General features: G+C 48.4%; 17 protein-coding genes, 3 tRNA genes and 4 pseudogenes. 17 read left to right on the forward strand and 7 right to left on the reverse strand.

Annotated features, from left to right (window positions below):
• Positions 1-166 precede the first annotated feature (166 nt).
• The 8 genes from ACV7NC_RS04295 to hpnA all read left to right on the forward strand — a co-directional run bounded on the left by ACV7NC_RS04295 (position 167) and on the right by hpnA (position 7269).
• The gene (locus tag ACV7NC_RS04295) at positions 167-1306 is read left to right on the forward strand and encodes an MlaE family ABC transporter permease (protein ID WP_458154241.1); all 1140 of its coding nucleotides are present in this window, start codon (positions 167-169) and stop codon (positions 1304-1306) included.
• A gap of 4 nt (positions 1307-1310) precedes the next feature.
• A complete protein-coding gene (locus tag ACV7NC_RS04300) occupies positions 1311-2120 on the forward strand; it encodes an ABC transporter ATP-binding protein (protein WP_458154242.1) in 810 nt (269 codons plus the stop codon).
• Complete coding sequence (locus ACV7NC_RS04305) at positions 2093-2992, forward strand: MlaD family protein (protein ID WP_458154243.1); 900 nt, start codon at positions 2093-2095, stop codon at positions 2990-2992. Before ACV7NC_RS04300 ends, ACV7NC_RS04305 begins: the two co-directional genes overlap by 28 nt.
• Positions 2989-3624, forward strand: coding sequence for an ABC-type transport auxiliary lipoprotein family protein (locus ACV7NC_RS04310; RefSeq protein ID WP_458154244.1), 636 nt, complete (start codon positions 2989-2991; stop codon positions 3622-3624). Before ACV7NC_RS04305 ends, ACV7NC_RS04310 begins: the two co-directional genes overlap by 4 nt.
• Positions 3625-3714: 90 nt before the next feature.
• Positions 3715-3843, forward strand: coding sequence for an LPS translocon maturation chaperone LptM (gene lptM, locus ACV7NC_RS04315; RefSeq protein WP_458154245.1), 129 nt, complete (start codon positions 3715-3717; stop codon positions 3841-3843).
• Entirely contained in the window at positions 3840-5096 is a 1257-nt protein-coding gene (lysA, locus tag ACV7NC_RS04320; RefSeq protein ID WP_458154246.1) for a diaminopimelate decarboxylase, read from the forward strand. Before lptM ends, lysA begins: the two co-directional genes overlap by 4 nt.
• 66 nt (positions 5097-5162) lie before the next feature.
• Positions 5163-6221: a phytoene/squalene synthase family protein gene (locus ACV7NC_RS04325; protein WP_458154247.1), complete on the forward strand. Its 1059-nt coding sequence runs from the start codon at positions 5163-5165 to the stop codon at positions 6219-6221.
• Between the two features lie 58 nt (positions 6222-6279).
• Entirely contained in the window at positions 6280-7269 is a 990-nt protein-coding gene (hpnA, locus tag ACV7NC_RS04330) for a hopanoid-associated sugar epimerase (protein WP_458154248.1), read from the forward strand.
• A 75-nt stretch (positions 7270-7344) separates the two neighbouring features.
• On the opposite strand, the gene ACV7NC_RS04335 is transcribed toward hpnA, so the two are convergent.
• From ACV7NC_RS04335 to istA, 3 genes and pseudogenes are all read right to left on the reverse strand, one after another.
• On the reverse strand, positions 7345-8985 hold the full coding sequence (locus tag ACV7NC_RS04335; RefSeq protein ID WP_458154249.1) for an EAL domain-containing protein: 1641 nt from the start codon (positions 8983-8985) through the stop codon (positions 7345-7347).
• 505 nt (positions 8986-9490) lie between these two features.
• Positions 9491-10256 (reverse strand): annotated as a pseudogene (gene istB / locus ACV7NC_RS04340) (IS21-like element helper ATPase IstB).
• Between the two features lie 39 nt (positions 10257-10295).
• Positions 10296-11791 (reverse strand): annotated as a pseudogene (gene istA, locus ACV7NC_RS04345) (IS21 family transposase).
• An 80-nt stretch (positions 11792-11871) separates the two neighbouring features.
• Here istA and ACV7NC_RS04350 point away from each other — a divergent pair.
• A pseudogene (locus ACV7NC_RS04350) lies at positions 11872-12309 on the forward strand (transposase); the annotation flags it as partial.
• Positions 12310-12500: 191 nt separating this feature from the next.
• A complete protein-coding gene (locus ACV7NC_RS04355) occupies positions 12501-12977 on the forward strand; it encodes a hypothetical protein (RefSeq protein ID WP_458154250.1) in 477 nt (158 codons plus the stop codon).
• A 223-nt stretch (positions 12978-13200) separates the two neighbouring features.
• Here the strand turns inward: ACV7NC_RS04355 and ACV7NC_RS04360 are convergent.
• Together ACV7NC_RS04360 and ACV7NC_RS04365 are read right to left on the reverse strand one after the other, a co-directional pair.
• Positions 13201-13277, reverse strand: a tRNA-Met gene (locus ACV7NC_RS04360).
• 79 nt (positions 13278-13356) lie between these two features.
• Positions 13357-14223, reverse strand: coding sequence for a PA4780 family RIO1-like protein kinase (locus ACV7NC_RS04365; RefSeq protein WP_458154251.1), 867 nt, complete (start codon positions 14221-14223; stop codon positions 13357-13359).
• A gap of 344 nt (positions 14224-14567) precedes the next feature.
• Here ACV7NC_RS04365 and ACV7NC_RS04370 point away from each other — a divergent pair, with 344 nt between their 5' ends.
• On the forward strand, positions 14568-15716 hold the full coding sequence (locus ACV7NC_RS04370) for an HD domain-containing phosphohydrolase (RefSeq protein ID WP_458154252.1): 1149 nt from the start codon (positions 14568-14570) through the stop codon (positions 15714-15716).
• Positions 15717-15734: 18 nt separating this feature from the next.
• Here the strand turns inward: ACV7NC_RS04370 and ACV7NC_RS04375 are convergent, their stop codons facing one another.
• Entirely contained in the window at positions 15735-16982 is a 1248-nt protein-coding gene (locus ACV7NC_RS04375) for a dicarboxylate/amino acid:cation symporter (RefSeq protein WP_458154253.1), read from the reverse strand.
• Between the two features lie 7 nt (positions 16983-16989).
• Positions 16990-17886, reverse strand: a complete 897-nt coding sequence (gene hemF, locus ACV7NC_RS04380) for an oxygen-dependent coproporphyrinogen oxidase (RefSeq protein ID WP_458154254.1) — start codon at positions 17884-17886, stop codon at positions 16990-16992.
• Between the two features lie 226 nt (positions 17887-18112).
• Here hemF and aroC point away from each other — a divergent pair, with 226 nt between their 5' ends.
• The 6 genes and pseudogenes from aroC to ACV7NC_RS04410 form a co-directional block, all read left to right on the forward strand.
• Complete coding sequence (gene aroC / locus ACV7NC_RS04385; protein WP_458154255.1) at positions 18113-19282, forward strand: chorismate synthase; 1170 nt, start codon at positions 18113-18115, stop codon at positions 19280-19282.
• A gap of 369 nt (positions 19283-19651) precedes the next feature.
• Positions 19652-19728 (forward strand) — tRNA-Arg (locus tag ACV7NC_RS04390).
• Between the two features lie 62 nt (positions 19729-19790).
• A tRNA-Phe gene (locus tag ACV7NC_RS04395) sits at positions 19791-19866 on the forward strand.
• A 307-nt stretch (positions 19867-20173) separates the two neighbouring features.
• Positions 20174-20878 (forward strand): FxDxF family PEP-CTERM protein, encoded by a 705-nt coding sequence (locus tag ACV7NC_RS04400; protein ID WP_458154256.1) that lies wholly within the window; start codon positions 20174-20176, stop codon positions 20876-20878.
• A gap of 284 nt (positions 20879-21162) precedes the next feature.
• A complete protein-coding gene (locus ACV7NC_RS04405; RefSeq protein ID WP_458154257.1) occupies positions 21163-21402 on the forward strand; it encodes a hypothetical protein in 240 nt (79 codons plus the stop codon).
• A gap of 159 nt (positions 21403-21561) precedes the next feature.
• Positions 21562-21912 (forward strand): annotated as a pseudogene (locus ACV7NC_RS04410) (type I restriction enzyme HsdR N-terminal domain-containing protein); the annotation flags it as partial.
• Positions 21913-21941 lie beyond the last annotated feature (29 nt).

Below are 21941 nucleotides of genomic sequence, written 5' to 3' on the forward strand. Positions count from 1 at the left end.
CTTCGTTCCCTCCCGCGGACACTCCCATCGATTCTGCGGTTTTTTTTTTGCATAAGTTGTCAATGATAGATCGCAATGTATTTTCATTAATTTTGAACCAGCTACACGCAATCTAATCTATTGCATCAAATAATTTTAAGCAACACACACCAATCCGCATCCATGTATGCCATCTGAACTTAATCGCACATCGCTCAATTCCTGGTACCAGCTCAGCACCACTGATGGTTCGACGCAAATTGTGCTGACAGGACATTACACGTTGGTCGCTTTGGGACCCAGCCTGGAATCGTTATCCCATGAACTTGCGCAACTAGCTCAGAATCTGGATCTACACTGGGATTTGACCGGCATTCAACAGCTTGACACGGCGGGGACAACGATACTTTGGCGCGCATGGAAGGGGCAACGCCCGAAGCATCTGCAGTTACGCCCGGAACATGAAAAGATGCTTGCCCGGCTTGAACATGTTCCACTGCTCCAGATAACCGCTCGCTACCGGGATCTGGCTTGGCCTGTTACAACCCTTGGCCGGCTGGCGTTGCTGTTATGGAACAATACGCTCGGATTGGTGATGCTAATCGGTCAGTTAATGCTGGATGTGTTGTATTTGATACGGCATCCTGTTTTGATCCCTTGGCGCGAAATTTCCGCAAACTTATACCGCACCGGTGCGCAGGCTCTCGGGATTACGGCATTGGTCGGTTTTCTGATCGGTATCGTATTAAGCTATTTGTCTTCTAAACAGTTACAGATATTCGGTGCGGATATCTTTATCATCAATATCCTTGGAATCAGCATTATTCGCGAATTAGGCCCCATGCTGGCCGCTATTCTTGTCGCCGGACGTTCCGGTTCGTCGATGACAGCGCAATTAGGCGTGATGCGCGTAACGCAGGAATTGGACGCGTTAACCGTCATGGGCATCTCGCATAGCCAGCGCCTCATCTTACCCAAAGTTTTAGGTCTCGGTATCGCCATGCCCTTATTGGTGCTTTGGACCAGCGCCATCGCATTAATCGGCGGAATGGTTGCGGCTGAGTTACAATTAGGACTGAGTCATCATCATTTCTTGCGGTCATTGCCGGACACTGTGCCAATCGCAAATTTATGGCTCGGTCTGGGAAAGGGAGTCGTGTGCGGTATGGTTATCGCGCTGATTGCTTGTCATTTCGGATTAAGAATCAAACCTAACACAGAGAGTCTGGGAGAAGGCACCACCACTTCCGTGGTTACCGCAATCACAATGGTGATTATTATCGATGCAATTTTTGCTGTCATGTTTTCAGATGTAGGAATCTCCTAGCACCATGCTGAATCCCGAATGTGTCATTGAGATCGAGTCTCTCCATACCCGTTTTGGTGACCATGTGGTCCATCGCGGCATTAACCTATGCGTGTATCGCGGCGAAATTCTCACACTCATCGGCGGCTCCGGCAGCGGAAAAACTACCTTATTGCGCCAAATGCTGGGCTTGGAGCAGCCATCCCAAGGCAGCGTCAAGATTTTTGGCCAGCCCCGGGATGATATGCTTCGCAATCATCTGAAAAGTAATATCCGTAACCGCTCCGGCGTCCTGTTTCAGCAAGGTGCGTTATTCAGCGCACTGACTGTCTTTGATAATGTCGCTCTGCCATTACGAGAACTTCACTCGTTGAGCGAAGATCTAATTCGTGAATTGGTAATGGTTAAACTGGATATGGTCGCCATCGGCGCGGAACATGCCGATAAAATGCCGGCAGCTTTATCCGGTGGCATGATCAAACGCGTCGCGTTAGCACGTGCGTTAGCGCTCGATCCCGAACTGCTTTTTCTGGATGAACCGACCGCCGGTTTGGATCCAGAACTTAGCGAAAGCTTTGTTGAATTGATCCTTTCGCTGCGCAGGGAATTGAATCTCACCATTGTGATGGTGACGCATGATCTGGATACGCTGGTGGCGCTGTCCGATCGTATTGCCGTACTTGCGGATCAGAAAGTGATTATCGCCGACACGCTGGAACAGATATGCCGGTTCCAGCATCCGTTTATCACCAGCTATTTCAAAAGTATTCGACACAAAATTGAACAAAACTCACACTCGGAGCATCCATGGAAAACCGCGCCCATGCCCTTGTAGCCGGCATCTTTGTCATTCTCCTCAGCATCGCTGTCGGACTGGTTGCAACTTGGTTTAGCGGCGACAACATCCAGCGCGTTTCCTATCTGGTTGTTACCAAAGAATCGGTCAGCGGACTTAATCCGCAATCTTCCGTGCATTACCGCGGGGTACTCATCGGCAAAGTTGAAAATATTGAATTTGATCCGGAAGATTCACAGCAAATCCTGGTACAGATTTCGGTAAATGAAAACGTCAATTTGCAAAATACCGTGTATGCCCAGCTTGGTTACCAGGGAGTAACCGGTCTTGCCTATATCCAATTGAATGATGACGGCATCGGTACCGGCAAGCTGCCGAGTCATGCGCGCATCCCGATGCGCCGCTCACTATTCGATGAAGTCACGGTTTCCGGTCAGCACTTGTTGACTAACGTCAACAAATTAGTCCTTAAAATGAACCACCTGCTTAACGATGACAATCAAACGCATATTGCTCAAATTTTGCAAAATATCGATAAAGCCACCAAAAATTTTGACGGTATCGCCAGTCACTTACAGCCGGTATTAGAGTCGTTCACGGAATTGACAACCGAGTCGGGGTTCTTGGTAAAACGGCTCGATCAACTGCTGGGAGAGATTAATCTGGCGATGAATAAAGCCAACCAGAAAGAAGGTATTTTTGACAGCTTGGCGGAAAGCGCCCAAGAACTCGCCGTTACCATTCCGGAATTGAGAAAATTGAGTAACAACATTGCACGCAACTCAAGCAATTTTGACCGGGTGTTACAGCAATTGGAAGAAAATCCGCAAAGCCTGATTTTTGGACGCCCATCGACGCAACCCGGACCGGGAGAGGAAGGATTTGTGCTACCCAAAGGAATTCAGCAATGATCAGAACGCTGCTAACGATATTGTTTTTTTCATTAATCGCAAGTTGTACACCGCTGCAAAAAGCACCCGGCGGGATATCGACTTATGATTTTGGAGTCCTTTACCCTTCCACCAAGGAAACGGCGACAACGCAAACACCGCAATCCCAGCAGGACAAAAAAAGCCTGTTGATAGCCGATGTGACATCCCCCGCATGGCTCGACAACACTGGGATTCATTACCGCTTGATGTATCATAATCCCGCGCAAACCTTCACGTATGGTAACAGCCGCTGGATAGCATCACCTGCCGCGCTGTTTACCCAGCAACTGCGCAATCAAATCGTTTTCCAGTTGAATGAATACGTCATTAAAGACAGCAGCACCGCGAAAACCGATCGGACGTTGGACATCGAATTGAAAGAGCTAGTGCATGTTTTTGAAACTGCGACTGACAGCCATGTGGTATTTGGGTTGCGTGCCAGTTTGATCGAGCGTAACTCACGTAAACTGTTGGCGCAGAAAGATTTTAGTATTTCGGAGAAAGCACCCTCGGCCGATGCTGCCGGCGCTGTCTCTGCAATCAATACCGCCAGTAACCGGCTCATTGGCGAACTGGTTAATTGGTTGAATTCGGTATCGCTTGGCAACTAGCAGTATCATCGACTTGTTATAGTCACGCGCGTTTATAACATTGGTATTTGTTATGTTAGTATCTTATCAACTTTAAAATAATAGATTCTCATGCGTTTATTTGTTATCTTGCTTGTTTCTGCTTTCCTGTTAAGCGCCTGTGGTCATAAAGGCGCTCTGTATCTACCCAAAACCGATACGGAAAATCCTGTAATTTCCAACGACACTGAAAAGAAATGAGCGGCTTTCCCGAATTTAATTACCGTGATAACGAGCTTTTTGTGGAATCCGTTCCGCTGCGGAAAATTGCTGAAACGTACGGAACGCCTTGTTATGTCTATTCACGATCTGCGCTGACCAAAGCTTATCAAGAATTTGAAACAGCTTTTGCAGGTCGCGACCACTTGATCTGCTATGCGGTAAAAGCTAATTCCAATATCGCTATCCTGAATCTCTTCGCACGGCTTGGCAGCGGCTTTGATATTGTGTCAGGCGGAGAACTGCAGCGTGTGCTTCAAGCTGGCGGCGATCCTGGAAAAACTGTCTTTTCAGGTGTCGGAAAGAGCCGTGCTGAAATACAACTGGCGCTTGCCGCCAATATCCTGTGTTTTAACGTGGAATCTGAAGCTGAATTAATCACCTTAAACCAAGTGGCGCGAGCAATGGACAAAATTGCCCCGGTTAGCCTGCGCGTTAATCCGGATGTCGATGCCAAAACACATCCGTACATTTCTACCGGTCTCAAGGAAAACAAATTCGGCATCCCGGCCAGTACCGCTGAAAGCATCTATCAATCCGCGCAGAAGTATTCAAATATCCGTTTTACAGGTCTTGACTGCCATATCGGTTCGCAATTAACGGAGCTCGGACCCTTCATGCAGGCAAGCGAGAAAATGCTTCAATTGCTTAGTAAACTACAATCTCAGGGGTTGAAGATCGAACATCTGGATCTGGGCGGCGGTTTGGGCATACGCTACACGCATGAGACGCCACCGACCATTAAAAATTACGTCTCTTCACTCTGCGCCGGCACTCAGCACATTCAGCAGCGCTTATTGATAGAACCTGGACGCTCGCTGGTTGGAAATTCCGGTATTCTGCTCACTCGTATTGAATACCTTAAACACACATCCGCCCGAAATTTTGCCATTGTCGATGCAGCGATGAACGATCTGATGCGCCCGGCATTGTATGACGCGTATCATGAAATCCTTCCGGTATTTAACAGTCGCGCAGAAGCCAAAAGGTATGAAGTCGTCGGTCCAGTATGCGAAACCGGCGATTTTATCGGCCATGATCGTGAGCTTGCCGTGGAAACCGGCGATTTACTGTCTGTCATGTCAGCCGGCGCTTATGGCATGAGTATGAGTTCCAATTACAATACCCGGCCACGCGCCGCCGAGATCATGGTCGATCAGGATAAGACTTACGTTATCCGGCAACGTGAAACCATCGATCAACTCATTGCATCCGAGCAAACGTTACCACAATAAATAATCTGCATTTGGAGATACGCTCAATTATAGTAAGATGCGTTATCGCCATATGATGAATTTGTAATGACAAGCCAACCCAGTATTGACGATGAACTTTATCAGGACCATATCCTGCAAGGGGTTTCACGTACTTTTGCATTGACCATTCCGCAATTGCCGGAAGCTTTGCGCCGCGTGATCGGCAATGCCTACCTGCTATGCCGCATTACCGATACCATCGAAGACGATAATGCGCTTTCATCCGAGCAAACCAGAGAACTGTCGGATATGTTTGCGGATGTCGTCTGCGGCAGCGCATCTGCGGAGGAATTTGCACAAAAGCTTTACCCTCTCTTATCCAACCATACCATCCCGGCCGAACATGATTTAATCAAAAATACGCCGGCTGTCATCCGCGTTACTCACAGTTTCAATGCTGCGCAACGAAAAGCACTGGAGCGGTGCGTACGTATTATGGCGAAAGGCATGGCCGACTACCAGGAGACAGAGTCTTTGGATGGCCTGAAGGATTTGCCCGCAATGAATCAATACTGTTATTACGTTGCCGGTGTTGTGGGTGAAATGCTGACCGAATTATTTTGCGATTATTCGGAAGAAATTAATCTGCATAGGTCAACACTGATGAAACTGTCCGTCTCTTTCGGTCAGGGATTGCAAATGACCAACATCCTCAAAGACATCTGGGATGATCGTAAACGCGGCGCCTGCTGGTTGCCACAAGACATCTTTCTTAAATACGGCTTTTATCTCACTGATATGCGACCGGGTATGAAAGATGCTAAATTCCAAGCAGGTTTGGCAGAGTTATTGGGAATAGCCAAAGGACATTTGCAGAATGCGTTAATTTATACCAGTCTGATCCCGCTCCACGAAAAAGGAATTCGGCGTTTTTGCCTCTGGGCGATTGGCATGGCCATTCTTACTTTGAATAAAATCAATAAACATCGGGATTTTTCTGAAGGCGCGCAAGTAAAAATCAGCCGTAACAGCGTCAAGACAACCATTGCACTAACGAGTTTATTTGCCAGTAACGATTGGATATTGGAGTTATTATTCAAATTAACGTCACGAAACCTTCCCGTCGCAGAACTCCACAGTGAAGTACTTTCAGGCACTCCGTAAGTAATCGACTAATGTGCATTCCGGGCATTCCAACCATCTATTTCGACTCAAAGGCACCATGAAATCATTAGTTACCGGTGCTACCGGGTTTCTCGGTTCGGCCGTCATGCGTTGTCTGCTCACTGCCGGACATGAAGTTCGCGTTTTGGCCAGACCCGGTAGCGACCGCCGGAACCTCGAAAACTATCCAATTGAAATCGTCGAAGGCGATCTGAGGGATTCTGAATCACTCAAACGCGCGGTTCAAGGATGCGATAATCTTTTTCACGTCGCAGCCGACTACCGCCTTTGGGTTCCGGACCCGGGAACCATGTATGAAACTAATGTCGCCGGTACGCGCGCGCTCATTATAGCCGCTCATCAAGCAGGCTTGAAACGGATTGTGTATACCAGCAGCGTCGCCACGCTGGGTTTAAACCCGGATGGAACACCCGCAAATGAAGAAACACCAAGCGACCCAGCAGCTATCAACGGTCACTACAAGCATTCGAAATATCAGGCCGAGCAGTTAGTCAGACAATTGACCGTTGATCACCAATTGCCTTTGATCATCGTAAATCCGTCGACACCGATTGGCCCGAATGATATCCGCCCGACTCCGACCGGGCGTATCGTCCTGGATACAATCGTTGGCCGCATGCCGGCCTATGTAAATACCGGTCTCAATATCGCACATGTGGATGATATTGCCTATGGGCATTTACTCGCCTACCTCTATGGCAAACCGCAAGAACGCTATATTCTGGGTGGCGACAACATGACGCTGCTGCAAATCCTGGAAACCATCGATGAGATTAATAGCGCCCGGCATTACCGCGTCAGTATCCCGATCAACGTTATGCTTCCGATAGCCTGGTGCATGGAGAAAATTGCTCTCATGACGCAAGCGGAGCCTCGCGCCACATTGGATAGCATTCGTATGGCAAAAAAGATGATGTACTTTTCCAGCGCCAAAGCCGAACGCGATTTAGGTTACCGCTATCGCCCTGCTGCCGAAGCGCTCAAAGATGCGGTTAAATGGTTTAAAGACAATGGTTATTGCAATTGAGTTATGAATAAACACGAGGAATTGATTTGATTCTGATTTCAAAGCGATACAGTTTGCTGAGTGAAACCAGGATAGTCATACGATGTGTTGCTCTTTAAAGGACTCGGCATTAATCGGCCTACCAGTTAGATACCCTTGAATCAGATCGCAGCCTTCCTCCCTCAGAAAGCCCAACTGAGCATCAGTTTCGACACCTTCCGCCACTACCTGCAAATTCAGGCCATCGGCCAAGCTAAGGATGGCACCGATAATGGCCATATCTTCCAGACTATTGACCACATCATCCACAAATGTCTTATCAATCTTCAAAACCGATAAGGGAAAATTTTTCAAATAAGCCAACGAAGAATAGCCGGTACCAAAATCATCAATTGCAATTTTGATTCCAACTGCATGTAATTTAGCCAAAATATCTTTTGATTTCTGATGGTTATCCATTAAAATGGTTTCTGTAATTTCCAGTACCAGACACGATGGCAACAAACCCGATTCATGCAGTGTTCTGTTGATTAGCTCTAGAAAATCATCTTGAACAAACTGGTGCGGCGATACATTTACGGAGATATAAAATTCTCTAAGCCCCGCATCTTGCCATTGCTTCGCTTGGAGACACGCGCTACGCAATGCCCAAGCACCAAGAATCTTTATCAAACCGCTACTTTCTGCCAGTGGGATAAATTTCATGGGTGAGATAAATCCTTGCTTTGGGTTCAACCATCGCATCAGAGCCTCAGCGCCTTTCAATTGACCAGTTCGCGCACAAAATATCGGCTGATAGTGCAGCATGAACTCACCCTTCTCAATACCCTGATACATCGCAGATTCAAGAGACAAATCGCTTCTTTCGATGTCACTGATCTGATCGCAGTAGATACTCCAGTGATTTTTTCCTGACGAACTTGAACGATACATCGCAGTCTCCGCATTACGGAACAACTGCAGGAAATTCTCACCATGCGCAGGATAGATCGAGATCCCGAGATTCGTGCGGATATGCAATGTATGTTCTTGGATACGGAATGTTCGCTGCATGGCGGCCATAATCTTTTTCGCGATCATCTCGATATTATCTTGACCAACACCCATCATGATCATCGCAAACTCATCCTCGCTGACACGCGCCACGGTATCGCTGCGACGTACGCAGATCTGAAGGCGCTCAGCTACAGCTTTGATCAATTCACTACCGACAGCATGACCCAGCAAGTCGTTAATCTTTCTATACCCATCCAAACTCAATACGATTAACGACAAAAATTGTTTTTCCCGACGCGCCATTTCAATATTCATAGTAACGCGATCATCTAGCAGTACCTTCCCAGGCAAACCCGTCAATGCATCATGAGTCGATAAATAAATTAACCGATCCTCATTTTCTTTCCAATGCATGGCATCAAACGCTGCGATGAGAAATGAATCGTCAGGCAAATAAAACAAATAGCAATTGACCCAAACCGGTAGAACACTTTGGCGTAATAACCGACACACAAAAACTTGTTTTTCACCACTTTTTTTTGCGTTCTTGCGAGCTTCGGTGAGGAGTACCAAATCCTCCGGCTGTACAAACCTTTCAATTGATTCTTGTAATAATTCTTTCGATACTTGAAGAAATGTATGCGAGGTTGTGGATGCTCGTTTAATTCTGCCTTGTGGATCAATACAAACAAGGAAATCGCTGATCGTTGAGAGCAAGCCAAATGGACCATTCTGCTTCACAAGAAAAGGCCTCCAAAGTAATCCGATAATTTATTTATGACAATGACAATATTGGATTCGATCAATCGCGTACCAAAATCCTTAAAATTTAATTATTCTTTTGTATTTACCCAAAAATCTTCATTTTCAGGAGATTGATAACTACGGAAGATCGATAGGTTTACTTGAGAAGCGGTTTCCACCTCATTGAATCACTGCTTTATTGATTTCTTGAGACCTTTGCACGGTTACTACGCGGCACGATAATTGCGTTAAAAATTCGCGGAAAATGCTCATTTACCTCATGTAAACTCCGCTTTTTCGCAAATTTTTGCCTTATTCTCGTACCGCTCATGACACCGTGCAAAGGTCTCTTGTTGATACCGGTTTAAAATTGACCACCCATTACGGTTGAAATTTGACCAGGGAGGAACAGAGCACAGGATACCCTGCATCTGTGGATAAGTCGACCAGACTGAGTTGGTGTTTTTCCTCCAGTTGGTGTTTTTGATTCAATCGTGAATCACTACAAATTGACCGAATTTTCTTCTGATGCACATTTTTCTTTTTCCCGTTGCTGTATTCTGATCTTTGCACTTGCAGCGCTTTGTATGTAACGAAAAGACACGTTACCGGTTTCGATGATGTGACAATGGTGCGTGAGTCTATCCAGTAACGCGGTGGTCATTTTGGCGTCGATGAATATGTTGCTCCATTCTGCGAATGCGAGGTTGGTGGTAATGATTACGCTGGTTCGTTCATAAAGCCTGGAGAGCAAGTGGAACAGCAACGCACCGCCGGCTTGTGAGAATGGCAGATAGCCCAGTTCGTCGAGAATGACCAGATCAACCTGCAACAAGCTTAGGGCAAACCTGCCTTGCTTGCCGGTTGATTTTTCCCGTTCCAGGCTATTGGCTAGATCGATGGCGGCTTCCAAATCGCACCTTCTTATCGTGATGCTGTATGCCTGAAGTACCGATGGCGATGGTCAGATGCGCTTTGCCGGTACCGGTGCCGCCAACCAGCACGAGATTCTGTGCGGCAGCAGTAAATTCCTGCGTGGCCAATTGACGAATCAATTGTTGATCGACTTTGGATTGACTGAAGTCGAATCCCTGTAAATGACGCCGCACAGGGAACCTGGCAGCTTGTGTCTGATAGCGGATGGAACGGATGTTGCGCTCGATTGCTTCGGCTTGAAGTAATTGCCGCAGCATTTTGCCGGATGACTCGAATTCAGCAGCAATATCAGGCGTAATCTGTTGTTGAAGATCGGCATAACAGCCAGCCATGCCATGTAATTTCAGTGCCTTGAGTTTTGCGCCAGTATGTCAGACATGCGACACCTCCTGCCGGTTCAGGCGGTCATAGCGCGCGGTATTGGCTTGCGGTTCTTCCTTGAGTTTAAGCGTCGTTTCCACAGGCGCCGGCATGTCGGTGTGTTTCAGCCGCGCCAATACATTGGCAACATGCTCAGCGCTTATCACGTCGGATTCGAGCACCAGATCAACGGCAACCAATACCGCTTCCAATCCATGCATTGGCACCAGACTCAGCACTTTGGACATGGTTCGATCGGCTTGCTGTCGTTCTCTACGCCGCAGTGCTGTCTGTAATTTCAACAGGGACGCTGGCAGTTCCGCAAACGGTGCGCCGTTACGCAATGCGCCCGGTTTCTTCTCGATGACCGGAATATAATGTTGCCAGTCATAGCTGACCTGATCGCTATCCAACAACCGGACATGACGTGCAGCAATCGCATTGTCATGAACGATTTCGATATGACCGGCATACTGGTGAACGGCTACCATCTGGTTGGCCAGGCGGCAAGGTACGGAATAACGATTACGCTGCAATGTAACCAGACAGGTACTGGACACTCGCGCCAATACTTCGATATAGCCATCGAACGGCACTGGCATCGGCATCAGGTACAATTGTTCCTGTTCCAGTGCATCGGCAAGGGTGATGCCCGCATAATCCGGATGCTCGATTTCAGACCACAGTGTGCGACAGCGCGAAGCCATCGGTTTAAGTCATCGAATGAGCCAAACTGTTGTTGTTTGGCTTCATTCCATATGCGGCGGCGCATGTCCTGAACATTCTTCTCGACAACACCTTTTTCCCAGCCGGAAGCCACATTGCAAAAATCAGGATCGAACAGGTAATGCGCCGTCATCGCAAAGAAACGCGTATTCACCACACGCCCGTTACCTTTGGACACCTTGTCCACGGCCGTCTTCATGTTGTCGTAAATGCCGCGTTTCGGCACGCCGCCAAAGGCAGTGAATGCACGGGTATGGGCATCAAATAACATCTCGTGGCTTTGTGACGGATAACCCGATAACATGAAGGCGCGACTGGCGCATAGCTTGGTATGTGCTGCCAATACCTTGCGGTGAATGCCGCCGATCACCAGCCATTCCTCGCTCCAGTCAAACTGAAACGCTTCGCCCAGCGCGAACTTCAGTGGCACATACGCCGTTTTACTTTGTCCGCCTTGATTGCGCCAGTTACGAACAAAATCGCACACAATCGTATAACCGCCTGTATAACCTGCGTTCAATATCTCTTTGAACAGCATCAACGCCGTGCGCCGATCCTTCTTCGGACGACGTGCATCCGCTTCCAGCGCCAGCAATAACCTGGATTGAAACGCTGTCAGCTTGCCAAGCTTCTTCGCTCTTTGATATTTCATTGCGCTATCGCTTGGCGCTTTCAACCACTTCTTGATCGTGTTCCGCGACAAACTCGTGCGGCGCTGAATTTCATTAATCGACAGATGTTCTCGATAAAACATCCGTCGTATCTTTCCATACATAACCATGGTAATCACCTCTTAAATTCTCCTGCCTAAAATTTAGGCAAAATACGTGAATTACCTGGTCAATTTTCGTCCGGTGTCAACAAGCCAGCATTGCGATCACGCATAAGAACGGCCTGATGGTCGGTGCAAAAACCTTCCCCGGCAATCCCTACGATGGCCATATCCTTCATAAGCAACTCACACAGACACAGACGTTACTCGAAAACGCAGGATCAACGCCGAAGCAGGTCATTGTCGATCTCGGATTTCTAGGCGTGGATGCCGACAACCCGGACGTGAACATCATCCATCGTGGCAAGTACAAGTCACTCACAACGCCGCAGCGGCGCTGGCTCAAACGTCGTCAGGCCGTGGAACCTGCGATTGGGCATTTAAAGTCGGGTCACCGAATGGACCGCTGCTGGTTGCAGGGCAAGTTGGGAGATGCGCTCCATGCTGTGTTGTGTGCGGCGGGATACAACTTGCGCTGGCTGATGAGGGCAGTACTCCGGTTGGGGCTAAAAGGTATTTTGTTGCCCTTTGCCTTGCTGCAGTTGATCAAACGCTTCCGCGCAAAACAACCATATATTGGCGAAGCTTTCTTGTATACAAAGTCTCCGCTACGGTCATGTGAATTTTGCAGGGCCGACTATCAAGGGTAATTCGAACCCCGTCTAAATTCTAGCCCAGCAATTTTTTAAGTGGGTTTCTTTTATAAACAAGGTATTAAATGAAAACTTCAGAATTATCGAAACAATTAGGCATTAGTCAGCAAATGTGCAACAGGCTGAAGAAGCGCGGAATGCCTGGCGATTCATTGCAAAGCGCGATTGAATGGCGCAAGCGTAACCTTGACCAAACGCAAACTAAATCATGGCGGATTGACGGAAACCAATGTATGAAACCGGTTCCCAATAAAACCACGGGAGATACTCGCACATTGGAAGAGTTACAAGCCGTGCTAAACAATTCCGCGCAGCTTGACCTTGAAACAACCGACGCGGATAAGCTTTACAGAAACGCCCGCGCATTAAAAGAAAAAGCATTGGCACTTCAGGCTTCAGTCGAATATGAAAAGCTTACTGGTTCATTAGTTGAAAAAGCTGTCATTGAAAAAATATTGTTTGAACGTGCTAGACAATTTCGCGATGGAGTTACAGCAACAAGCAAGAGAATCGCGCCACTTGTGTCGAGAAAGAATCGTTGAAAAAAATTGAATCGTTGATTGACTCAGAGTTGAGTTATATGCTTGATCAATTTTCTAAATTGCCTGTGATAGAAAGTTGACTCTTTATCGTTAACGACATGAACCCGCTTCGGCGGGTTTTTTATTGCTTGGCGCTTACCCAATTTTCTTACACTAGCCTTACACGATGCCTGAAAAACAAAAAAACACTTAGGATTTTATTCTCTAAGTGTTTTTTTTTATTTGGTTGCGGGGGCAGGATTTGAACCTACGACCTTCGGGTTATGAGCCCGACGAGCTGCCAGACTGCTCCACCCCGCGTCAGAATTGGGATTATAGCATAAGCCTGCATGCTCAGGTCAATGAACTTGCTGGGCGGGGTGATAATGTGTTTCCGATCTCAGTAGTATGCTGAATATCCGTTCAATTTTGCATGTTTGTGCCGCTGCCAAGCAAGCTCTTTCCGGTTTGCACTGTCAATAGCTTGTAAAATGCTGCCCACATTCACTGGTTTATTGTGGGATTTAACCATCCCGGTTAGATGTGCTTGCGGCAATTTACCCCGCTGGTAGTAGCTCCAAATTTCGGATGCATAGTCGGATTGCGCAAGATCCGGAGCAAACCGGCTAAAAAAACTTGTCAGATTATCAATGTCACGCTTGATCATCATGCGGGCTTGTTGATTTCCCGCTGCATTTACGGCTTGAGGTAAATCGATAATCACCGGCCCTTGACCATCCACCAGAACGTTGTAAGGTGACAGATCACCGTGCACTATCCCCATGCACAGCATCTGCACCACATGGTTAATCAAAGTCTTGTGATAAGCTCGCGCCTGTTTCGGTGAGAGGGGTAGATCGTTCAATCGTGGCGCAACATTTCCTTCGGCATCGGTGATCAACTCCATCAATAAAACACCGGAAAAAAAACTATAGAATTTCGGCACCCGGATTCCGGCCATGCCAAGCCGGCATAACATGTCAACTTCAGTATTTTGCCAACCCTCCTCTCGCGCGATACGGCCATAATGACTCCCTTTCTCGATCGCCCGGGCACGCCGGCTGTTTTTGATACGGCGTCCTTCGGTATAGCTTGCAATATGGTGGAAGTTGCGTTTATTGCTCTCTTTATACACCTTCGCACATAACGCATGTTGGCCACTGCGAACCATATACACCATTGCTTCTTTACCGCTCATGAGCTGGCATATAACGCTGTCGATCAATCCTTCTTCAAATAATGGCTCAAGTCTTGTTGGTATCTTCATAAGTTTTATGCGTACGAACCCGATTGTCCGTTCATCATCCTCCGTTAGCGTTACTATTCATTTGGGCTTGCCGTGATAATCCCAGACTGCTCTGACTCGATTGATTCACGTTGCAAAAATTGTAAGAAGAATGATTCCATTTGGGAATGTGACAAATTGTCGCGCGGCAAATTGTCACATCGCGATATTGCCGCCTGAATGGATTGATAAGCCTGCATGCCGAGACAGCGACAAATCGTTTAAAATGTAAAAATTAAGCAGTCGTCTGAAATAAATGCGGCGCGCAGTCAAGTTCGTTGAGAAACCGCTTGTTGCTATCACCGGAATTTTCCCAAAGGAATTTTATGCAATCAGAAGAAGATCTTTTTACGCACCAGGATACCCTGGCTAATTTGCATGAAAATATACCTTTAACAGAAAAATTGCGTTTCTTGCACCAAATTATCCGCCAGGATTTTCCCTTCATCGATCGATTGGCGATCGCCCTATATGATGAAAAAACGCAAATGCTCAAAACCTATACCCACAGCACGGAAGGCTGCGACAGCCCGGTAACTACCTACGAAGCGCCATTGAGTGCAGCGCCATCGCTACATGCCATAATCGAACACCGTCGTCCGCGCTTAGTGCAGGATCTCAACATTTTTGCGAAAGGCACTCACGAACACACCCAACGCGTCGCAGCCAAAGGTTACAAGTCCAGCTATACCATGCCGCTGTATCAAAGCGGTATTTTTATTGGCTTTTTGTTTTTTAATTCGCTGCAAGAACACCCGTTTGACCCAAGGGCATTGCGGCAAATTGACATCTACGGCCACTTGATCGCGCTGATGGTCATCAACGAATTGGCCGCGATTCGAACCTTGCTGGCGGCAGTTCGAGCCGCCCGCAGCATGACGCATTACCGCGACCTTGAAACCGGATCACATATCGACCGTACCGCGCACTACGCGCGGCTAATCGCGCGTGAACTGGCGGCCAGTTATGGCATCAGCGACGAACAGATTGAACATATTTTCCTGTTTTCGCCGATGCACGATGTCGGCAAAATCGGCATTCCGGATAACATTCTGCGCAAACCAAGCAAGCTCGACGACACCGAATTCGATGTCATGAAAACGCATCCGATCAAAGGCCGTGAAATTATCGACTCGGTATTGCAAGATTTTGGCTTGGGTGCGCTAGGTCATACCAACATCCTGCGCAATATCGCCGAGTTTCACCATGAAGCGGTTGACGGCAGCGGTTACCCGAGTGGCCTGAAAGGCGACGAAATCCCCATTGAAGCGCGCATCAGCGCCGTTGCCGACGTGTTCGACGCGCTGACATCACGGCGCTCGTATAAAGCGGCATGGAGTAATGAACAAGCTTTTGCGTTGCTCCGGCAAATGTCCAATTCCAAACTGGACCGTGATTGCGTCGAAGCTTTAATCAATAACGCCGGAAAAGTATTGGAAATCCAGCAACGCTTCCGAGATAACGATCTGATTTAAGATAGAATCTTACAAGTCTTATACACCCGGACCATCACTCCGGGTCCAGTACTGCACGACCAGGCTTCCCACCAGATCACCTTCGACATTGACCGTCGTGCGAAATGTATCGAGCAGACGGTCGACCGGTAATAAAATTGCGATGGCTTCCACCGGCAACCCAACCGACTGCAATACCACGACCATCGTCACCATGCCGGCACTGGGAATACCTGGCGCACCAATGGCGGCCAGCATAGCGGTCATGAATACAATCAATTGCTGCGTCAAACTGAGTTCAATCCCCACCAAATTAGCAATGAATAAAGCAGCCACGGCTTCATAAAGCGCCGTGCCATCCATATTCATGGTTGCACCGACCGGAATGACAAAACCGGCCACATCACGTTTGACATGCAGGTGTTGTTCGGCGCAACGAAGCGTCACCGGCAGGGTCGCAGCACTCGAACTGGTTGCAAAGGCGGTCATTAATGCCTCGCGTGCACCCATCCAAAACCGGATAGGCGTCATGCCGGTCATCAGGAATAAAATCAGCGGCAACACCACCAACCCATGCAGCAATGTGGTTCCTATGACGATCCCTACGAATTTAATCAGCGTTGACAACAACCCGGCATCTTGTGAAGCCACCAACTGCAATACCAATGCCATAATCCCGAGCGGCGCCAAGCGCATAATCCAGCCGACCAGCATCAGGATCAATTCCAGAAATTCCTGCATCAATACCAGGATATTGCGGTAGCGTTCACCGCCAATAACCAAGGCGATGCCCAGCAACAAAGCGAAAATCACCACTGCCAGCACATTGCCTTGCGCCAGCGCCGCGACCGGATTCTGAAACAGCGAACGCATGAACTGCGCGAAGAAATCGGCGAGTGACATTTGCGTCGCCTGGAAACCTTGCATTGCATCCTGAAACATTGCGATCTGCAAGCCACCGCCTGGCTGCAATACATTGGCAGCCGTCAAACCCAGCACCACCGCAACAGCCATCGTCGACACAAAAAAAACCAGTGTCACTTGCCAAACACGATTCATTTGCTGGTGCGAACGCAGATTGGCTACTCCAACCACGATCGATGTAAACACCAGCGGAATCAGAACCATCCGCAGCAGATCGGTGAATAAAGAACCGATCAGCTTTGCTGCATATAATCCACTTTGCGCAATTCCGGATTCTTGCTCCAGTCCCGCCAGCCAGAAACCAAGGATCCCACCGGATACCACTCCCAGCAAGATCTGGCTATTGAGCGATACTTTGTTCACCGGACAGTCACACCCAATCCTTACCGACCAAGAAATCCGTATACAATTTCGACTCCGCAGTACCCTCTGCAGGTTTCCAGTCGTAGCGCCATTTTACAATGGGCGGCAAAGACATCAGTATCGATTCGGTGCGCCCGCCGGTTTGCAAGCCGAACAATGTGCCGCGATCCCAGACCAAATTAAACTCAACGTAACGCCCGCGGCGGTATGCCTGAAAATCGCGCTCGCGCTCGCCATAGGTTTCATCCTTGCGACGCTCCAAAATCGGCCGGTAGGCATTCAAGAAATTTTCACCGACGTTACGTGTTAACTGAAAACATGTCTCAAAATCCGGCTGATTCAAATCGTCAAAAAACACACCGCCAATACCGCGCGGCTCTTTGCGATGTTTCAAATAGAAGTAGTCATCGCACCATTTTTTCAATCGCGGATAACAATCATCACCGAAAGGCTTCAGCGCATCCTTGCAAGTCTGATGAAAATGTACTGCGTCTTCGGCATAACCGTAATAAGGGGTCAGATCCATGCCGCCGCCGAACCACCATACCGGCTCCGCGTCCTCTTTGCGTGCCTCAAAGTAGCGTACGTTCATATGCACGGTCGGCGCGTAAGGATTACGCGGATGCAGCACCAGCGACACGCCCATCGCTTCAAACGAACGTCCGGCCAATTCAGGCCGTGCAGCGGTCGCCGACGCCGGCAGACCGGGGCCGAATACATGCGAAAAATTAACGCCGCCGCGCTCCAGCACGTTCCCCTCTTCGATCACGCTGCTCATCCCGCCGCCACCTTCCGGGCGATCCCATTGATCGCGCCTGAAGGTTTTGCCGTCGACCTGCTCCAGCCCCTTAACAATGCTATTTTGCAAGTTCAAAAGAAACTCTTTAACTCGTGGTGTACTCATGCAAACTCCTGGGATTAATTTTTTATGACAAAGGTCCCAAATTTCAAGACCAATCTGCAATACCTCGCATTTTAGCGCAGGTATAACACGATGACCGAATTTGATTGTTGATGTGTCTCAATCTTTGACCGCTTGACCGGTATGGCGAGGCAATATTCACGCTGTCGAAAACCCGGGTGCGTATGATAGACTCTTGCATCATAAACTCATCCGTAAATGCATCTGTATGTCTGGAAATACACTTGGAACGCTTTTTACCGTCACCTCATTTGGCGAATCGCATGGCCCCGCCATCGGTTGCATTATTGACGGCTGCCCGCCAGGGCTGGCAATCAGCGCCGAAGATATTCAGCTCGAACTGGACCGGCGCAAACCCGGCACATCGCGGCATGTCACACAGCGGCGCGAATCCGACACTGTCGAAATTCTATCCGGTGTATTTGAAGGACAAACCACCGGCACACCGATTGCCCTGTTAATCCGCAATGAAGATCAGCGCAGCAAGGATTACAGCAAAATCATGGATGTTTTTCGTCCGGGCCACGCCGATTACACTTATTGGCAAAAATACGGTATCCGCGATTACCGGGGCGGTGGACGCTCTTCAGCGCGCGAGACGGCAGTTCGCGTTGCCGCCGGCGCCATTGCCAAAAAATGGCTTCAGGAAAAATACGGCATCGTCATCCGCGGCTTCCTCGCGCAACTCGGCCCGATCCCGGTACCATTCAAACGCTGGGAAGACATCAATACCAACCCGTTTTTCGTCGCCGACAACAACGCTGTCGAGCAATTGGAAAAATTCATGGATCAACTGCGTAAATCCGGTGATTCGGTCGGCGCCAGGATCAGTGCGGTTGCCCAAGGTGTGCCGGTGGGTTGGGGCGAACCGGTTTATGACCGCCTGGACGCCGAAATCGCCTATGCCATGATGAACATCAACGCCGTTAAAGGTGTTGAGATCGGCGCCGGATTCGCCAGCGTGTCGCAGCGCGGCACGGAACATTCCGATGAAATGACACCGGAAGGGTTCTTGAGCAACAATGCCGGCGGCATTCTGGGCGGCATCTCGACCGGCCAGGACATCACCGTTAATGTAGCCATCAAGCCGACTTCCAGCATCCGTCTGGAAAGACGATCGATCGATAAAGACGGTAACGCTGCCATTGTCGAAACACATGGCCGCCATGATCCGTGCGTCGGTATTCGCGCAACACCGATTGTCGAGGCGATGCTGGCCCTCGTACTGATCGATCACGCTTTGCGGCATCGCGCACAAAATGCCGATGTGATTTGCAGAACACCGAAAATACCCGGAAAAATCAATGCACCGCACAGCTCAGGGATAACCGCACCGATACCGCATAAAGAAGACCCGGAACCAGAAGAAGACGTCTAAAGTGAACAAACCGATGGTAGTTAAGAACATGATGATTAATTCGCCGGACAAGACGAAATGCAAGCCGGATGGCGCAAGAAACGAGATATATCATAATGATAGGCAAGTTTTTAAGCACTGCCGCACGCAGTAAATCGCCTGCGCAGGCAATCAATCAGTGTTTCCTTAGCCTTGACAAGATCGGCTAAATCGACCATTATCGCCCCCGCAAAATAAATGTGATGGTTGGCAATTCGAGTCGACTTGGTCGATTACAGTTTGAAGAGATCGAATACCGTAACAAAAGCGTAACTTCGAATCCCGCATTAGCTTCAATCTGATATAATCCCCCGGTTGCTTAACAAGCTGCTAGTAAAGAGATTGTACTTTGCGCCCGTAGCTCAGTTGGATAGAGTACTTGGCTACGAACCAAGGGGTCGTGGGTTCGAATCCTGCCGGGCGCGCCACTTCACCGAATAATCTTTTTTCTGCAATTTGACGGATTGTTCGTTTATCTCAGTTTCAAAATGGCCAAGTAGCTCAGTCGGTAGAGCAGAGGACTGAAAATCCTTGTGTCGGTGGTTCGATTCCGCCCTTGGCCACCATTCCAAAATCCGGATTTAAGCTGTTCTCAGCGATTTCTGAATCCACACCCGCTTTTGTTGCGAAATTTTCAAGCATGTCGCGGGATTGAATCACTCCAACGACCCGCGGCTTCAGTGATTCGGACGCAATCATTCATCATCAATATCAATGGCACGAAGTGGGAATGCGACGACCATTTCCCTTCGGCACACACGGATTGTGGATGGTGATTTCACGTTTAATTTATAGAAGAAAAAAATATTGATAGGCTGAATGTCCGCACTTAACTATAATCATGATTGCAATTTCCACAACAGGAGTAAAACCATGAAAGTCATGCATAACTTTGAAAAATCAGCCAGTCAACAATTACGATCTTTGCTGGTTCTGGCTGTCGCGGTACCGTCTTTCGGATGGATGCTGCCAGCAACCGCCGCAACTGTCGTTTACGATAACGGCAGCGCTGATGGCAGCAGGGGTTGGTGGAGCGATTTTGACGGCGCGCTGCAACCATTTCAGCAAATGGCCGATAACTTTGTGCTCGGCGCGGGAAGCAATACATTCACCGGCGTTAGCTGGAGCGGTTCGTATTATGCATCCAATAACCCTACCGCCGCGGATAATTTCGTAATCAGAATATTTAGCGATTTAGGAGGCATTCCCGACACCAATCCGATTTATTCTTTCAATGTAGGCAATGCGGTTAACCGGATCGATAGCGGCATTGATGACGCAACCTGGAACATCGACATCTACAACTATTCAGCCTCCGTACCATCGACCACACTCACGGCGGGAACGACGTATTGGCTGTCGGTGGTCAATGACACCAGTGGCCACACGGACGATTGGCTTTGGGAAAATTCGCAAACATCCGGCAGCAGCGCTTTTCGTTTGGGTGAAGGTAATGGCTGGAATCCTCACGGCACGGAATTAGCCTTTCAGATATCCGCCGTTCCGGAACCTGAAACTTACGCGATGCTACTGGCAGGACTCGGTTTGCTGGGATTTGCCGCACGCCGCAAAAAATAATTGAATCTACATCATGCAGCGGCAGCTTAGGCAATGACAAAAGCCTAAGCTGCCGAAAAAACTCATCGCTCATCGCTTTAATTCCGGCATCAATAATTTTTCGATGCCACGCTGCCCCCCTCTTCCACTGCTTGCGCCCTTATCCCGCAACGAATTCCAGCGAGCAAATCAATCTGCGCTTTCTCGGAGTTTCATGAAAACAGTATTCGAACAGCTTGTAAATATTGTATAAAGTATCCTTTCCAGATTGACACACAATTAATCCCTGAACGAAAGGACAAACAATGATCGAGCTATTAGGATGGATCTGCCTGATCGTTTCGCTGACATTGATGATCTACCATCATTACATGCACTCAAACTACGACCGCGTCTATCAGTTTATCCGCAAAAAATATGGCCAGCAGACACCCGACATAAAATTCCCGTCGAAGGAAGACCACGCCAAGGATGCGCAAAAATTCTCGTACTACACCGCTTTCTTTGCAGTTTTGCTGATCGTGCTGAATTTACTCTCAAGATAATGGTGTTTTAGTCTGCTGCAAGTCAGAGCAAAATTTTTAGCTATTAATCATCGAGTAGCAATTGATTGGATTACGCTAGGTTTTACGGTACATTACAATATGCGATTGTAAGCACCAGCAAAACGCCTCTCAGCATGTCAATAGGATTGCTCATTTTTTATGGCCGCTAAAGAAGCCAAGGCACGAATCAAGATCAATAAGCTACTCGAAGAATCCGGTTGGCGTTTTTTTGATGATGCCTCTGGCAACGCCAACATTGTGTTGGAACCCAACGTCAAGCTGACCACGGTTAAATGCGATGCCTTGGGAGAAAATTTTGAAACTTCCCGCCAGGGTTTTGTTGATTTCTTACTGCTGGATGAACACGGTCATCCCTTCGTCGTACTTGAAGCCAAAGCCGAGGATAAGAATCCGCTGATCGGCAAGGAACAAGCACGTAGCTATGCCCAATCGCAGCGTTGCCGCTTCGTGATTCTTTCGAATGGCAACCTGCATTATTTCTGGGATCTGGAACAAGGCAATCCGCATGTCATTACGCG

Source organism: Nitrosomonas limosa (genome assembly GCF_054188085.1).

Bases quoted from the DNA above. Each gene is read 5' to 3' on its own strand.
- ACV7NC_RS04300 (WP_458154242.1), top strand. From the start codon at position 1,311: ATGCTGAATCCCGAATGTGTCATTGAGATCGAGTCTCTCCATACCCGT.
- hpnA (WP_458154248.1), top strand. From the start codon at position 6,280: ATGAAATCATTAGTTACCGGTGCTACCGGGTTTCTCGGTTCGGCCGTC.
- lysA (WP_458154246.1), top strand. From the start codon at position 3,840: ATGAGCGGCTTTCCCGAATTTAATTACCGTGATAACGAGCTTTTTGTG.
- hemF (WP_458154254.1), bottom strand. From the start codon at position 17,886: ATGAGTACACCACGAGTTAAAGAGTTTCTTTTGAACTTGCAAAATAGC.
- ACV7NC_RS04325 (WP_458154247.1), top strand. From the start codon at position 5,163: ATGACAAGCCAACCCAGTATTGACGATGAACTTTATCAGGACCATATC.
- ACV7NC_RS04365 (WP_458154251.1), bottom strand. From the start codon at position 14,223: ATGAAGATACCAACAAGACTTGAGCCATTATTTGAAGAAGGATTGATC.
- ACV7NC_RS04295 (WP_458154241.1), top strand. From the start codon at position 167: ATGCCATCTGAACTTAATCGCACATCGCTCAATTCCTGGTACCAGCTC.
- aroC (WP_458154255.1), top strand. From the start codon at position 18,113: ATGTCTGGAAATACACTTGGAACGCTTTTTACCGTCACCTCATTTGGC.
- ACV7NC_RS04400 (WP_458154256.1), top strand. From the start codon at position 20,174: ATGAAAGTCATGCATAACTTTGAAAAATCAGCCAGTCAACAATTACGA.
- ACV7NC_RS04355 (WP_458154250.1), top strand. From the start codon at position 12,501: ATGAAAACTTCAGAATTATCGAAACAATTAGGCATTAGTCAGCAAATG.
- ACV7NC_RS04305 (WP_458154243.1), top strand. From the start codon at position 2,093: ATGGAAAACCGCGCCCATGCCCTTGTAGCCGGCATCTTTGTCATTCTC.
- ACV7NC_RS04405 (WP_458154257.1), top strand. From the start codon at position 21,163: ATGATCGAGCTATTAGGATGGATCTGCCTGATCGTTTCGCTGACATTG.
- ACV7NC_RS04370 (WP_458154252.1), top strand. From the start codon at position 14,568: ATGCAATCAGAAGAAGATCTTTTTACGCACCAGGATACCCTGGCTAAT.
- lptM (WP_458154245.1), top strand. From the start codon at position 3,715: ATGCGTTTATTTGTTATCTTGCTTGTTTCTGCTTTCCTGTTAAGCGCC.
- ACV7NC_RS04310 (WP_458154244.1), top strand. From the start codon at position 2,989: ATGATCAGAACGCTGCTAACGATATTGTTTTTTTCATTAATCGCAAGT.